Raw genomic sequence first — 13,823 nt, forward strand, 5'->3', positions numbered from 1 at the left:
TTTTCCTGCGGACTGGTTCCGCGTGTTTCATCAACCCAGACAGTTGAACCTCAGTTAGGAGAGAACTCGATGAAGATTCGTCCCCTGCATGATCGTGTGATCGTCAAGCGCCTCGAAGCCGAACGCAAGACCGCCAGCGGCATCGTGATCCCGGACAGCGCCGGCGAGAAGCCCGATCAGGGCGAAGTCCTCGCGGTCGGCAACGGCAAGATCCTCGACGACGGCAAGGTCCGTCCGATGGCCGTCAAGGTCGGTGACAAGGTGCTGTTCGGCAAGTACGCCGGCCAGACCGTGAAGGTCGAAGGCGACGAACTCCTCGTGATGCGCGAGGAAGACATCATGGGCGTGGTCGAGGCCTGAGCCTCCCCCGCACCGATCAACCCTAATCGAAACGATTCCGGAGTTCTGAAGAATGGCAGCTAAAGAAGTCAAGTTTGGTGATTCCGCCCGCGAGCGCATGGTCGCCGGCATCAACATCCTCGCCAACGCGGTCAAGGTGACCCTGGGCCCGAAGGGCCGCAACGTCGTGCTCGAGCGCTCGTTCGGCGCCCCGACCGTGACCAAGGACGGCGTCTCCGTCGCCAAGGAAATCGAGCTGAAGGACAAGTTCGAGAACATGGGCGCGCAGATGGTCAAGGAAGTCGCTTCCAAGACCTCGGACATCGCCGGTGACGGCACCACCACCGCGACCGTGCTGGCGCAGTCGATCGTGCGCGAAGGCATGAAGTTCGTCGCCGCCGGCATGAACCCGATGGACCTCAAGCGCGGCATCGACAAGGCCGTCGTCGCCACCATCGACGAGCTCAAGAAGCTGTCGAAGCCCTGCTCGACCAACAAGGAGATCGCCCAGGTCGGCTCGATCTCGGCCAACTCCGACAGCGACATCGGCGACATCATCGCCCGTGCGATGGACAAGGTCGGCAAGGAAGGCGTGATTACCGTCGAAGACGGCAAGTCGCTGCAGAACGAACTCGACGTGGTCGAGGGCATGCAGTTCGACCGCGGTTACCTGTCGCCCTACTTCATCAACAACCCGGACAAGCAGGTTGCCATCCTCGAGCAGCCCTTCGTCCTGCTCTTCGACAAGAAGATCTCCAACATCCGCGACCTCCTGCCGGTGCTCGAGCAGGTCGCCAAGTCGGGCCGTCCGCTGCTGATCATCGCCGAGGACGTCGAAGGCGAAGCGCTCGCCACCCTGGTGGTGAACAACATCCGCGGCATCCTCAAGACCTGCGCCGTCAAGGCCCCGGGCTTCGGCGACCGTCGCAAGGCCATGCTGGAAGACATCGCCATCCTGACCGGCGGCCAGGTCATCGCCGAAGAAGTCGGCCTGACCCTCGAGAAGGCCACCCTGGACGACCTCGGCCAGGCTGCCCGCATCGAAGTCGGCAAGGAAAACACCATCATCATCGACGGCGCCGGCCAGGCCGACCGCATCGAGGCGCGCGTCAAGCAGATCCGCGTGCAGATCGAGGAAGCCAGCTCCGACTACGACCGCGAGAAGCTGCAGGAACGCGTGGCCAAGCTGGCCGGCGGTGTTGCGGTGATCAAGGTCGGTGCCGCCACCGAAGTCGAGATGAAGGAGAAGAAGGCCCGCGTCGAGGACGCCCTGCACGCCACCCGCGCTGCGGTGGAAGAGGGCATCGTCCCCGGCGGCGGCGTCGCGCTGCTGCGTGCCCGCGCCGCGCTGGGCGAGCTCAAGGGCGACAACCACGACCAGGATGCCGGCATCAAGATCGTGCTGCGCGCCATGGAACAGCCCCTGCGCGAGATCGTCGCCAACGCCGGCGACGAGCCGAGCGTGGTGGTGAACAAGGTCGTCGAGGGCTCGGGCAACTACGGCTTCAACGCCGCCACCGGCGAGTACGGCGACATGGTCGAGATGGGCGTGCTGGATCCGACCAAGGTCACCCGCACCGCGCTGCAGAACGCCGCGTCCGTCGCCGGCCTGATGCTGACCACCGACTGCATGGTCGGCGAGCTGGCCGAGGACAAGCCGATGGGCGGCATGCCCGACATGGGCGGCATGGGTGGCATGGGCGGCATGGGCATGGGCATGTAACTGCCTGCCCGGGAAGGTCCGGTCCGCCGGACCTCCCGCCCGCTGCAAGCGAACAAGGCCTCGTCGAGGAATGCCCTCGGCGGGGCCTTTTTGCGTCCATCGGTTCCGGCACGGCGCGGGCCGTCCCGCGTCCAGCCGCCGGGGAGGCTGCCTGCGACTGCGCAAAGCGTGGGATAATTATTTAATTCGGGGAGTAAAAGTCGGTGGGGAGCGCCGCGGCCCAGATGGGCGGGCGCTCCCCGGAACGCCGCTGCGCGCAGCAGCCACGTCCCCGAAGACCGAGCAAAAGGAGAACAGCGGAAACATTCTCTGAATCTCCGCTTACAAGCAACTTACAGCCGGAATGCTATGCGTATCCTGTTGGCGGAAGACGATCCGGTGATCGCCGACGGCATCTGTCGCGCCCTGCGGCGCGGTGGTTGTGCAGTCGATCACGTGGCGGACGGCATGGAGGCGGATGCCGCGCTCGCGGGCCAGGGTTACGACCTGCTCATCCTCGACCTCGGCCTGCCGCGCATGAACGGCATCGAGGTGCTCAAGCGCCTGCGCGCGCGCAAGTCGGCTCAGCCGGTGCTGATCCTGACCGCGCAGGATGGCGTCGACGACCGCGTGCGCGGGCTCGATGCCGGTGCCGACGACTACCTCACCAAGCCTTTCGCCCTGCCCGAACTGGAAGCGCGCGTGCGTGCGCTTACCCGCCGCGGCACCGGCCAGCCGCGCTGCATCGAGATCGGTCAGCTGAGCTACGACCAGGCCGACCGCGTGGTCAAGATCGGCGGCCAGCTCGTCGAGCTGTCGGCGCGCGAGATCGGCCTGCTCGAGATCTTCCTGCTGCGTGTCGGCCGCCTGGTCAGCAAGGACCAGCTCGTTGACCACCTGTGCGGCTGGGGCGAGGAGGTGTCCAGCAACGCGATCGAGGTCTATGTCCATCGCCTGCGCAAGAAGCTCGAGGACAGCGGCGTGCGCATCGTGACCGTGCGCGGCCTGGGGTACTGCCTGGAAAACCCCGATGCTGCCCCTGCGGCGAAAGTCCAGGCCTGAGCGCGCGCCGCGCGGCGCAAACGCGCCGCGCAAGTCCGGGCCGCCGAACTCGCTGTTCGGCGAGATCCTCGACTGGATGCTCGCGCCGCTGCTGTTCCTGTGGCCGATCTCGATCATCGTCACCCACAACGTCGCCGACAGCATCGCCAACCAGCCCTACGATCTCGCACTCGCCGACGGCGTGCGCGCGCTCGCGCGCCTGGTCGAGGTCGAGGACGGCCAGGTGGTGGTGCGCTTTCCGGCGCCGCCGCGCGCGCTGTTCCGCGCCGACCAGGACGACGTCGTCTACTACCAGGTGGCCGACGTCAATGGCGTCACGGTCAGCGGCGACGCCGAGATCCCGCCCATGCCGACCTCGTCCGCAGTCGACGGCGAGGAGGTGCAGCTGCGCGATGCCATGATCCAGGGCGAGGAGGTGCGCATCGCTTGGCGCTTCGTGCGCCCCGACCCTGCGCAGGCCGATCGTTTCGTGCTCGTGCAGGTCGCCGAGACGCGCAACAAGCGCACCGACCTCGCCTCGCGCGTGGTCACCGGGGTGCTGCTGCCGCAGTTCGCCATCATCCCGCTCGCGGTGGTGCTGGTGTGGGTGGGCCTGAGCCGCGGCATCGCGCCGCTCAACCGGCTGCAGAGCCTGATCCGCCGTCGTCGCCCCACCGACCTGTCGCCGGTCGAGCCATCGAGCGTGCCCGAGGAGGTGCGTCCGCTCATCATCGCCTACAACGACATGATGGCGCGCCTGGAAGAGAACCTGCAGGCGCAGCAGCGCTTCATCGCCGACGCCGCGCACCAGATGCGCACGCCGCTGACCGGGCTCAAGATGCAGACCGACCTCGCCATGCACGAGACCGACCCCGACCAGCTACGCCAGTCGCTCACCCGCATCGCCGAGAGCACCGACCGCGCAGCCCACCTGATCAACCAGCTGCTCTCGCTCGCCCGCGCCGAGGCGAGCTTCGAGAAGCTCTACGCGGTGGAGACGGTGGACCTCGATGCGATCGTGCGCGAGGTGGCGCTGGAGCTCTATCCGCGCGCGCAGGCCAAGCGGATCGACCTCGGTGTCGAGGCGGGCGACACGGCCCTGCGCGTGGAGGGCAACCCGGTGCTGCTGCGCGAGATGCTGAAGAATCTGGTCGACAACGCGATCAAGTACACCCCGCGCGGTGGCAGCGTCACCGCGCGCACGCGCTACGCCGGCTCACCGGTGTTCGAGGTCGAGGACAACGGTCCCGGCATCCCCGAGGCCGACCGCGAGCGCGTCTTCGAGCGCTTCTACCGCGTGCTCGGCAGCGGCGTCGATGGCTCCGGCCTCGGCCTGCCGATCGTGCGCGAGATTGCCGAGCTGCACCGCGGCACCGTCACCCTGGACGCCGGCCCGGGCGGACGCGGCACGCTCGCCCGCGTGGTCTTCCCGCGCAGCCACCTGCAGCCACCGCGGCAGGTGCAGGGCGATCACGACGCCCTGGGCTGAGCTTTTCGGGCATTTTCGCCAAACCCTTTGACAAAGGAAAAAGACTGGCTATAATGCGGACCTCGTTGGCCAGTTAGCTCAGTTGGTAGAGCAGCGGATTGAAAATCCGCGTGTCCGTGGTTCGATTCCGCGACTGGCCACCAGAATCCCGATGGGCCGACCGAGTGTCGGCCCATTTGCTTTGCGGCGTCAATTTGCGGCCAGAAGTCGCTGTTCCGGCTCAATTTTGGGGCGCAGGCGCGGTGTTATAATCCGGCTCGCTCCGTCCCACCCCCCTCCCGCATGCAACTCTTCGCCCTCGGCTTGAACCACCACACCGCGCCGCTCGTCATCCGCGAACGCGTCGCGTTCCAGCCCGAGCGCATGGGGCAGGCGCTGCACGATCTGGCCCATACGGATTCGGTGCGCGAGGCGGCGATCCTGTCGACCTGCAACCGCACCGAGCTCTATTTCGCCGCCGAGCAGCCCCAGCACGCGGCCGACTGGCTCGCTCGTTTCCACCGCCTCGCGCTCGCCGAGGTCTCGCCCTACCTGTATTCCTACCCGCAGCGCGACGCGATCCGCCATGTCTTCCGGGTGGCGAGCGGGCTCGACTCGATGGTGATCGGCGAGCCGCAGATCCTCGGCCAGGTCAAGGACGCCGCGCGCTACGCCGAAGAGGCGGGCACCCTGGGCGTGCTGTTGCACAAGCTGTTCCAGAACACCTTCGCGGTGGCCAAGGAGGTGCGCTCGACCACCGCGATCGGCGCCAACACGGTGTCGATGGCCGCCGCGGCCGTGCATCTGACCGAGCGCATCTTCGAGCGCGTTGCCGACCAGCACGTGCTCTTCATCGGCGCGGGCGAGATGATCGAGCTCTGTGCCGCCCACTTCGGCGGCGCTCGGCCCAAATCCATGGCGGTGGCTAACCGTACCGAGGAGCGTGCCAGGGCCCTGGCGGACCGCTTCGGCGCCACCACCATGCGCATCGATCAGATTGGCGAGGCGCTGCCGCGTTTCGACGTCGTCGTGTCCTGTACGGCTGCGCCGCTGCCCATCGTCGGCTTGGGCATGGTCGAGCGCGCGGTCAAGGCGCGCCGCCATCGCCCGATGGTGATGGTCGATCTGGCCGTGCCGCGCGACATCGAGCCCGAGATCGCCGAACTCGACGACATCTTCCTGTACACCGTGGATGATCTCGCCCAGGTGGTGGAGGCCGGCATGGAGTCGCGCCAGCAGGCGGTGATCGAGGCCGAGCAGATCATCGCCAGCCGGGTTGATGGCTTCCTGCACTGGATGTCGGCGCGCGAGACGGTGCCGGTGATCCGTTCGCTGCGCGAGCACGCCGAGAGCCTGCGCCAGGCCGAGCTCGAGCGCGCCGTGCGCCTGCTCGCCAAGGGCGAGGACCCGCAGCGCGTGCTCGAGGCGCTGTCGCACGGCCTCACCAACAAGCTGATGCACGGCCCCACCCGCTTCCTGAACCAGGCCGAGGGCGAGCACAAGGTCGAAGCCGGCCGCGTGGTGCGCGAGCTCTTCAACCTGTCCCGCGATTCCCACTAGCCGCACGGCTCCGCAGGCCGCCGCCCGCCGGCGGCGTGTGCGCCTCCTTCCTCCGTCATGAAGCAGAGCATCCGCGACAAACTCGAACACCTCGCAAACCGGCTCGAAGAGCTCGACCGCACGCTCGCCTCCGAGGAGGGCGCGCGCGACATGAACGCCTTCCGCGAGCTCTCGCGCGAGCGCGCCGAGATCGAGCCGGTGGTGGCGCTGTACCGCGAGCATCGCCTGGCCGAGGCCGACTGCGCGACCGCGCGCGAGCTGCTCGCCGACCCCGAGATGCGTGAGCTCGGCGAACTCGAGCTTGCCGAGGGCGAGGCGCGCATCGAAGCGCTGGAGGCCGAGCTGCAGCGCGCGCTGCTGCCGCGCGATCCCAACGACGCGCGCAACCTGTTCCTCGAGATCCGCGCCGGCACCGGCGGCGACGAGGCGGCGCTGTTCGCCGGCGACCTCCTGCGCATGTACACCCGCTACGCCGAACGCCAGCGCTGGAAGGTGGAGATCGTGTCGGCGAGCGAATCCGACCTCGGCGGCTACAAGGAGGTCATCGCCCGCGTGGTCGGCAACGGCGCCTATTCGAAGCTCAAGTTCGAATCCGGCGGCCACCGCGTGCAGCGTGTCCCGGTGACCGAGACCCAAGGGCGCATCCACACCTCCGCCTGCACGGTCGCCGTGCTGCCCGAGGCCGACGAGGTCGAGGCGGTGGACATCAACCCCGCCGACCTGCGCATCGACACCTTCCGCGCCTCGGGCGCGGGCGGGCAGCACATCAACAAGACGGACTCCGCGGTGCGCATCACGCACATTCCCACCGGCATCGTCGTCGAGTGCCAGGACGATCGCTCGCAGCACCGCAACAAGGCGCAGGCCATGGCGGTGCTCGCCGCGCGCCTGTACGACGCCAGGGTGCGCGCGCAACAGAGCGCCGAGGCCGCGCAGCGCAAGAGCCTGGTCGGCAGCGGCGACCGCTCCGAGCGCATCCGCACCTACAACTTCCCGCAGGGGCGGGTGACCGACCACCGCATCAACCTCACCCTCTACAAGCTCGATGCGGTGATGCAGGGCGAGCTCGACGAGATCGTCGACGCGCTCACCCTCGAGCACCAGGCCGACCTGCTCGCGGCACTCGGGGAGGATGCATGAGTCCCGCCGCGCCGTCCGCCGACGGGATCGACATCGCCGGCGCGCTCGCCTGGGCACGCGCGCGCATCGACCAGATGGACGCGCGCGTGCTGCTGCGCCACGTGCTGCAGTGCCCGGCCGCGCGTCTGGTGGCGTGGCCGGAGCAGAAGCTTGCTGCGGAGGACTGGGCCGAGTACCGCGCCCTCGTCGAGCGCCGCGCCGCCGGCGTGCCGGTGGCCTATCTCACCGGCACGCGCGAGTTCTACGGGCGCGAGTTCCTCGTCACCCCGGCGGTGCTGATCCCGCGCCCCGAGACCGAGCTGCTGGTCGAGCTCGCGCTCGCGCACTTTCCCGGACGGCGCGGGCTGCGCGTGCTCGACCTCGGCACGGGCAGCGGGGCGCTCGCGGTGACCCTGGCGCTCGAGCTCGAGGCGGCCGAGGTGGTCGCGCTCGACCGCTCGCGCGAGGCGCTGTGGGTGGCGATGGCCAATGCCGCCAGGCTGGGCGCGAGCGTGTCCTTCGTGCAGAGCGACTGGTTCGGCGCGCTCGGCGACGAGCACTTCGAGCTCATCGTGTCCAATCCGCCCTACGTGGCTGCGGGCGACCCGCACCTCGAGCAGGGCGACGTGCGCTTCGAGCCGCGTGGCGCGCTCGCCGCCGGGCCGCAGGGCCTGGACGACCTCGCCGAGATCGTCGCCGGCGCGCCGGCACGCCTGGTCGATGGCGGCTGGCTCTTCCTCGAGCACGGCTACGACCAGGCGGCGTCGGCGCGCGGCCTGCTCGCCGACGCCGGCTTTGCCGCGATCGCCTCGTGGGCCGACCTCGCCGGCATCGAGCGCGTCTCGGGTGGGCGCTGGCTGGGGCGCGCAGCGCGCGATTCGCGTTGACGCTGGCGGCGCGCAACGCCTATTATTTCCCGACTGTTTAACTCAACTTTTTCAGGTTTCCAGAATGGACATCCAGGACGTCATCCGCGATCAGGTCACCAACAACGGCGTGGTGCTCTACATGAAGGGCACGCCCCAGTTCCCGCAGTGCGGCTTCTCCTCCACCGCGGTGCAGATCCTCAAGGGCTGCGGCGTGCGCGAGGTGCTCGCGGTCAACGTGCTTGCCGACCCCGAGATCCGTCAGGGCATCAAGGAATTCTCCAACTGGCCCACCATCCCGCAGCTCTACGTCAAGGGCGAATTCGTCGGTGGCAGCGACATCATGCGCGAGATGTACGACAGCGGCGAACTGCAGCAGATGCTCAAGGACGCCGGACTCGTCGGCGAGGACTGATCCCGCGCGACGACCTTCGTCGTGGAACGCCGGCTGCCGACCCGTTTTCAGGGTCCGCCGCCGGCGTTTTCATTCGCACCGTCGGGTGTGCGGCGGCGTGTGCGCAACCAGGCCTTGCGCGCGAGGTGGGGCAGGAGCATGTGCAGGGGCATGCGCAGCAGGTGATAGCGCGCGAGTGCCAGCCGCCGCGCGAATCGCACCGACAGGCCGGGTGGCCGATCGGGGTCGGGCGGGAGCAGGGCGAGCGAGATGCAGGCCTCCATCGGCCGGCGGAGTACGGCGGCGGGGCCGGGAAGGGCGCTCAGGGCCTCCTGGGGGACCGGCGTCTGCATCCAGCTGCGGGCGAAATGCAGCCCATACCAGAGCGGACGGCCCAGCCCGAGCGCATTGGCACGCTCGACGAGGCCCGGCCAGAAGCCCGTCGTGCCGGCGAAGCTGCGCAGCAGGCCGTCGATGTCGGCGATCTCGCGCACGCGCAGGGCGAGATCGCCGTCCTGGAAGCAATGCACGCAGGCATGCAGCACCTGGTCCCGCGCCGACAGCACGCGGAAGCGGCTGCCGGCGATCGGCAAGCTCTCGTCGAACAGCGGCGCCGGATCGAAATGGCGCCGCCCGGTCACCGGCGTGATCGCGTGATGCAGGTCGAGTTCGAGGAAATGGCCCGGGAAGCGCAGGGGGGGCGTCTCGTGGCTCCAGTCGCGGTAGTAGCGTTCATCGTAGGGGTCCAGCGCCGCGCTCTCCCAGCCCGCGGCGTGCAGCCTCGCCTCCATGGTGCGCAGGGCGCGTGCGGGCACCAGCAGGTCGATGTCGGAGACGAAGCGGCCGCGGGCGAAGCCGAGCGCCTGCAGTGCGTAGGCGCCGCCCTTCAGGGCGATCACCGGGAAATCGCCGCCGCACAGCGGGGCCACGTCGCGCAGCTCGGCGTCGAGCATGCGCGCGCTGAAGTCCGCCATCCTCGTCGCCGACAGCAGATGGCGGCGGACCCGCTCCGACACGGTCGGATTGTCCGCGTTGGCGGCGGCGAGGCGGCCATGCAGGCCGGTCATGCGCGCGAGCCGCAGCACCCGATCCCAGCGCGCCTCCGGGATCTCGAGGGCTTCGTGAAGGCCACGCAGCAGCAGGGCACAGTCGGCCGCCGGATGCGTGCTCATGAGGCTTTTCCGAATAGCTGCTCGATGCAGGGGAGGGCGTCGGCGAGCGCGCCATACTCGATCTCCCAGGCGGGGGCCGTGCGCGCGAGGCGGAGGATGGCGTCGAAGCCGACCGGGCCGAGCTTGCGGTAATTGAAACTGTTGAGCCCCAGCCGCATCGCGGCCTCCGCCCGGCGCACCGGTTCGCAGCGCAGGGCTGCGCCTTCGCGATATCTCGGGAACACCACGAGCGCGGGTGTGACCGGCCGGCGGCGTGCTGCTACGCTCGCACGGTCGGGTGCGAAGTGCGCCACGTCGCCCTTGCGCGTACCGGCAAAGACGGGGCCGAGGACCGCGCCCGGCTGGCCGCCGATGATGTCGATCGAGCGATTCTTCAGCGCTGCGGGCTTGAGCAGGGGGTGCAGCAGTCCGGATTCGGTATCCAGCACCCCGAACTCGTCCGAGAGGAAGCGCCAGCCTGCGAGGTGAAGGGCGCAGGTCAGCGTGCTCTTGCCCGAGCCCGGTGCGGCGGGAAGGATCAGGGCACGGTCCTCGCGCGCGACCACGCCTGCATGCAGCAGCACATGCGCGTTGAGGCGCTGCGCCAGCAGCCAGTTGGTGCCCCATTCGAAAAGAGGCAGGGCGCTGTCGAGCGGGTAGGGGTCGAAGGGGCAGGAGGCCTCCGACCACAGGCGTACCTGCGGGCCCCACACGCGCCAGGGCGGCCCGGGGAGCAGCGCGACGCGCACGTCCGCGAAGCCGCTGTCCCCTGCCTGCGAATGGTCGCGGTAGAGCAGGTCGAGCTGGGCATTGAACTCGCGAAGCGGCGAGCGCACCACCACGCTGGCCGCACCGAGGTCGATCGAGCGCTGCATCACGCCGCCCTTCAAGCCTCGGTCCCCGTGCCCGCAGCGCGCTCGGCGAGCGCGGTCAGCGCGACCGCCAGGCGTTCCAGTCCCGCCGGCCAGCCGCCGTTCGCGGCGACCTCGGCGCGGAAGGCCTCGAAACATCCGGCTTCGATGGCGAGCGCCGCCTCGCGCAGCACGATCACGGCGCCCGCGCTCAGCAGATGGGTATCCCAGCGCAGCGGATCGAGAAAAAGAAACTGCCCGTCGAGGGACGGGCAGTAGCGTTCGATCCAGGCCAGCGGCCCCAGCGGCGAGGTCGGCTGCATCGGCGTTCAGCCGCCGTAGGTGAAGCCACTCTTCGCATTCGGATTCACCGACGCGAGGCAGGAACCCTCCAGAGGGGTATTCTGCTCGGTGCGCATGGTGATCGCGGGGTAGTTGCCGACGAAGTTGCCGTTCGCGTCGAAGTACGCCAAAACCCAAGCGGTCTTCGGGTACGCGGGCGACTGCGAGCTCTTCTTCGTCGCCAAGGCGATCAGCGTCGGAGCTTCGCCGACCACCGCCGGCACGCGGTACCAATTGATGCCGTTGTCGAGCGAGAAGCCCTCGAAGTCCGTATCCGGAACGCCCCCCACGTTCCCGCTGCATTCCCACACGTCGACCTTGCTCCAGGCCCACTCGTCAACCCCGGTCATGGCCGCCGGGTCGGTCCACGAAAACTGGTTACCGTTCGCAGGCGGGGTTTCTTCAATGTACGTGTTCTTCACGCATCCGATCGATGCCGCAGCCGCGCTACCGCCGTATCCCAGCGTGAGCACGGTGGATGCGCCCAGCGCGCCCTTCAGGACTCGCCTTCGCTGCTCGACCGTCTCGTTGTTCCGGATCCTGTCCATCATCAATCCCTGATTCCGCTGGTGCCTGATTTCATTATATCTGCCGCCCGACGTCTTTCCGATGAACCTTACCCAGACCGTAGCAAATATCACGCCCGCGTCGAAAAATCGACGCAAGTCGCTGATTTCAAAATAGGTGTGCTGTGCGGGCAGATCGCGCTCCGGGGCCGAGTGTAAAAAACGCCGACGCATCCGCTCCTGCTTCGGGGCGTTTCAGTCCCTGCGCCGCGCCAACTCCTCGTTCAGCCGCGTGGCCAGCCGAAGGGACTCGCGCAGGTAGGCGCGGCCGAACAGGTTGAGGTGGTTGAGCAGGTGATAGAGGCTGTACAGCGGCTTGCGCTGCTCGTAGTCCTCGTGCAGCGGCCAGGCGCGCCGGTAGGCGGTGTAGAAGGCGGAGGGGAAACCACCGAAGAGCTCGCTCATGGCGAGGTCGGCTTCGCGGTCGCCGCGGTGCACCGCGGGATCGAACACCACCGGCGTGCCGTCGGCGAGCACCGCCGCGTTGCCGTGCCAGAGGTCGCCGTGGAGCAGGCTCTCGGGCGGGCGGTAGTCGAGGAAAAGCGCGGGGACACGGTCGAGAAGGCGGTCGGCCTGGCGCTGCAGCTCGATGTCGAAGCCCTGCGCGCGGGCGCGCGCGAACTGCGGACGCAGGCGCTGCTCGACGAAGAAGCGCGCCCAGTTGTCGCGCTCGGTGTTCGCCTGCGGCGTGCGCCCGATGAAGTTGTCGCGCGGCCAGCCGAAGTGCTCGCCGACGTTGCGGTGCAGCGCCGCCAGCGCCTCGGCGAAGCGGGCGCCGTCGGCCGCGCTGGTCAGCGGCTGCAGGTCGAGCCATTCCAGCACCAGGATGGCGTGGGCCTCGTCCCCCCCGCGCGCGATCACCGCCGGGGTGCGTAGGCTGCCGCTTGCCGCGATCGCGCCGAGGCCGTCGGCCTCGGCCTCGAACATCGGCGCCTGGGCGGCAGGGGCGAGCTTGGCGAAGAAACGTGCGCCACCGGCGTCCTGGAGGCGCAGCGCGGTGTGGATGCTGCCGCCGCTCACCGGCTCGGCGGAGACGATGCGCAGCTGCTCGCCCATGGCGGCGCGCAGGGCGGCCTCGACGGCGGGAAGGGCGGGGTGGGGCGTCGGCGATTCGTTCATAGATTGGCGATGCGGGCACTGGCTTGCGACAGGCGCGTCGCCAGCACCTCGAGGAAAGCCTGGTAGAAATGCATGCGCAGGGTCTCGCTGGCGCGCTCGAGCGCGCGCGCGCGAATCGTCACCAGCTCGGTGTCCGCGGCGGCCTCGACCGAGGCCGAGCGCACGCCGGAGATGGTGGAGAACACCGCGATCTCGCCGAAGCAGTCGCCCGGGTTGAGCACCTCGAGCAGGCGTCCCTGCTTGCTCACCCGCGCCTCGCCGGCGAGCACGAAGCAGATGGCGTCGCCGCGCTCGCCCTCCTTGATGATCACCGTGCCCGCGAGCGCGCGGTCGAAGCGCGACAGCCCGATCACCTCCCACAGCTCGGCGTCGGCGAAGCGGCGGAAGAAGCGCATCGTGCGCAGCGCCTCGAACTTGCCGGTGTCGCCGAGGCGGTCCGGGGCGAGCGCGAGGCTGCGGTTGCGGAAGGCGAGCGCGAGGTCGTGGGAGAACTCGCTCCAGCTCTGGTAGCGGCGCTCGATGTCCTTCTCGGTGGCGCGGCGCACGATCGCGTCGAGCGCCTCGGGTACCTCGGGGCGCAGCTCGGAGGGCGGCGGCGGGGTGTCGTGTGCGATGCTGTAGAGCAGGCTGTAGCTGTTCTCCTGCTCGAAGGGCAGGTGGCCGGTGAGGAGCTGGAACATCACCACGCCGAGCGAATAGATGTCGGTGCGGTGGTCGAGCGGCACCTCGCGCACCTGCTGCGGCGACATGTAGGCGGGCGAGCCGACGCCGGCGATCTGCGTGGTCTCGCGCGCGGTGTGCAGCGCGGCGCCGAAGTCGGAGATGCGGATGTCGCTGCCGCCGGGCGCCATCAGCAGGATGTTGGCCGGCTTGATGTCGCGGTGCGTGATGCCCTGGTGGAAGGCGTAGTCGAGCGCGCGCGTGGCCTTGAAGACGATCTCGATGACGCGCCCGAAGGGGGCCAGCGTCGCCGGCGTCGCGATGTCCTCGAGCGTGCCGCCGGGCACGTGGTCCATCACCAGCCAGGCATCCTCGTCGGTGACCAGCGCATCGTGGATGCGCACGATGTGCGGGTGGGCGAGCTTGCCGGCGAGCGCGGCCTCGTTGAGGAAGAGCTGACGCAGCAGGCGGCCGCGCTGCGGATCGGCGAGGATCTCGCGGCGCAGGCGCTTGATCGCCACCTCGACCTGGCGGAACGGGTCCCAGGCGAGATGGACGCTGCTGGTGGCGCCCTTGCCGATGCGGCGGAGAAGCTCGTACTTGCCGATGCGCTCGGCCGCCGCTGTGGTCATGGGCGTCGGATCG

14 protein-coding genes and 1 tRNA gene are annotated in these 13,823 nt (G+C 69.0%); 9 read left to right on the top strand and 6 right to left on the bottom strand.

All coding sequences use genetic code 11. The features are described 5' to 3' along the window. Positions 1-69: 69 nt before the first annotated feature. The 9 genes from groES (at position 70) to grxD (ending at position 8,510) form a co-directional block, all read left to right on the top strand. Positions 70-360, top strand: coding sequence for a co-chaperone GroES (gene groES, locus TMZ1T_RS06975; protein WP_004311482.1), 291 nt, complete (start codon positions 70-72; stop codon positions 358-360). Between the two features lie 52 nt (positions 361-412). Next, entirely contained in the window at positions 413-2,062 is a 1,650-nt protein-coding gene (groL, locus tag TMZ1T_RS06980; RefSeq protein WP_004311481.1) for a chaperonin GroEL, read from the top strand. Between the two features lie 348 nt (positions 2,063-2,410). Then, entirely contained in the window at positions 2,411-3,103 is a 693-nt protein-coding gene (locus TMZ1T_RS06985; protein WP_004311480.1) for a response regulator transcription factor, read from the top strand. Further along, positions 3,072-4,571, top strand: coding sequence for a sensor histidine kinase (locus tag TMZ1T_RS06990; RefSeq protein WP_004311479.1), 1,500 nt, complete (start codon positions 3,072-3,074; stop codon positions 4,569-4,571). The genes TMZ1T_RS06985 and TMZ1T_RS06990 overlap by 32 nt, the downstream gene beginning before the upstream one ends. 67 nt (positions 4,572-4,638) lie before the next feature. After that, positions 4,639-4,714, top strand: a tRNA-Phe gene (locus TMZ1T_RS06995). A 139-nt stretch (positions 4,715-4,853) separates the two neighbouring features. Then, positions 4,854-6,110, top strand: coding sequence for a glutamyl-tRNA reductase (hemA, locus tag TMZ1T_RS07000; RefSeq protein WP_004311478.1), 1,257 nt, complete (start codon positions 4,854-4,856; stop codon positions 6,108-6,110). Positions 6,111-6,167: 57 nt separating this feature from the next. Beyond that, complete coding sequence (gene prfA, locus TMZ1T_RS07005) at positions 6,168-7,250, top strand: peptide chain release factor 1 (RefSeq protein ID WP_012585006.1); 1,083 nt, start codon at positions 6,168-6,170, stop codon at positions 7,248-7,250. Then, entirely contained in the window at positions 7,247-8,116 is an 870-nt protein-coding gene (gene prmC, locus TMZ1T_RS07010) for a peptide chain release factor N(5)-glutamine methyltransferase (protein ID WP_012585007.1), read from the top strand. Before prfA ends, prmC begins: the two co-directional genes overlap by 4 nt. A 64-nt stretch (positions 8,117-8,180) precedes the next feature. Then, the gene (grxD, locus tag TMZ1T_RS07015; RefSeq protein ID WP_004311475.1) at positions 8,181-8,510 is read left to right on the top strand and encodes a Grx4 family monothiol glutaredoxin; all 330 of its coding nucleotides are present in this window, start codon (positions 8,181-8,183) and stop codon (positions 8,508-8,510) included. Positions 8,511-8,557: 47 nt separating this feature from the next. Here grxD and TMZ1T_RS07020 read toward each other — a convergent pair whose 3' ends face one another. The 6 genes from TMZ1T_RS07020 to TMZ1T_RS07045 are packed head-to-tail and all read right to left on the bottom strand — an operon-like array spanning position 8,558 to position 13,810. Next, positions 8,558-9,661: a nucleotidyltransferase domain-containing protein gene (locus tag TMZ1T_RS07020; protein ID WP_012585008.1), complete on the bottom strand. Its 1,104-nt coding sequence runs from the start codon at positions 9,659-9,661 to the stop codon at positions 8,558-8,560. Beyond that, on the bottom strand, positions 9,658-10,515 hold the full coding sequence (locus tag TMZ1T_RS07025; protein WP_012585009.1) for an HprK-related kinase A: 858 nt from the start codon (positions 10,513-10,515) through the stop codon (positions 9,658-9,660). The genes TMZ1T_RS07020 and TMZ1T_RS07025 overlap by 4 nt, the downstream gene beginning before the upstream one ends. An 11-nt stretch (positions 10,516-10,526) precedes the next feature. After that, positions 10,527-10,814, bottom strand: coding sequence for a hypothetical protein (locus TMZ1T_RS07030; RefSeq protein ID WP_004311471.1), 288 nt, complete (start codon positions 10,812-10,814; stop codon positions 10,527-10,529). 6 nt (positions 10,815-10,820) lie between these two features. Beyond that, on the bottom strand, positions 10,821-11,573 hold the full coding sequence (locus tag TMZ1T_RS07035) for a hypothetical protein (protein WP_012585010.1): 753 nt from the start codon (positions 11,571-11,573) through the stop codon (positions 10,821-10,823). A gap of 21 nt (positions 11,574-11,594) precedes the next feature. Next, complete coding sequence (locus tag TMZ1T_RS07040; protein ID WP_004311466.1) at positions 11,595-12,518, bottom strand: fructosamine kinase family protein; 924 nt, start codon at positions 12,516-12,518, stop codon at positions 11,595-11,597. Then, entirely contained in the window at positions 12,515-13,810 is a 1,296-nt protein-coding gene (locus tag TMZ1T_RS07045) for a protein kinase domain-containing protein (protein ID WP_012585011.1), read from the bottom strand. The genes TMZ1T_RS07040 and TMZ1T_RS07045 overlap by 4 nt, the downstream gene beginning before the upstream one ends. Positions 13,811-13,823 lie beyond the last annotated feature (13 nt).

The sequence above is a fragment of the Thauera aminoaromatica genome, assembly GCF_000021765.1.
Classification (GTDB): Bacteria; Pseudomonadota; Gammaproteobacteria; order Burkholderiales; family Rhodocyclaceae; genus Thauera; species Thauera aminoaromatica.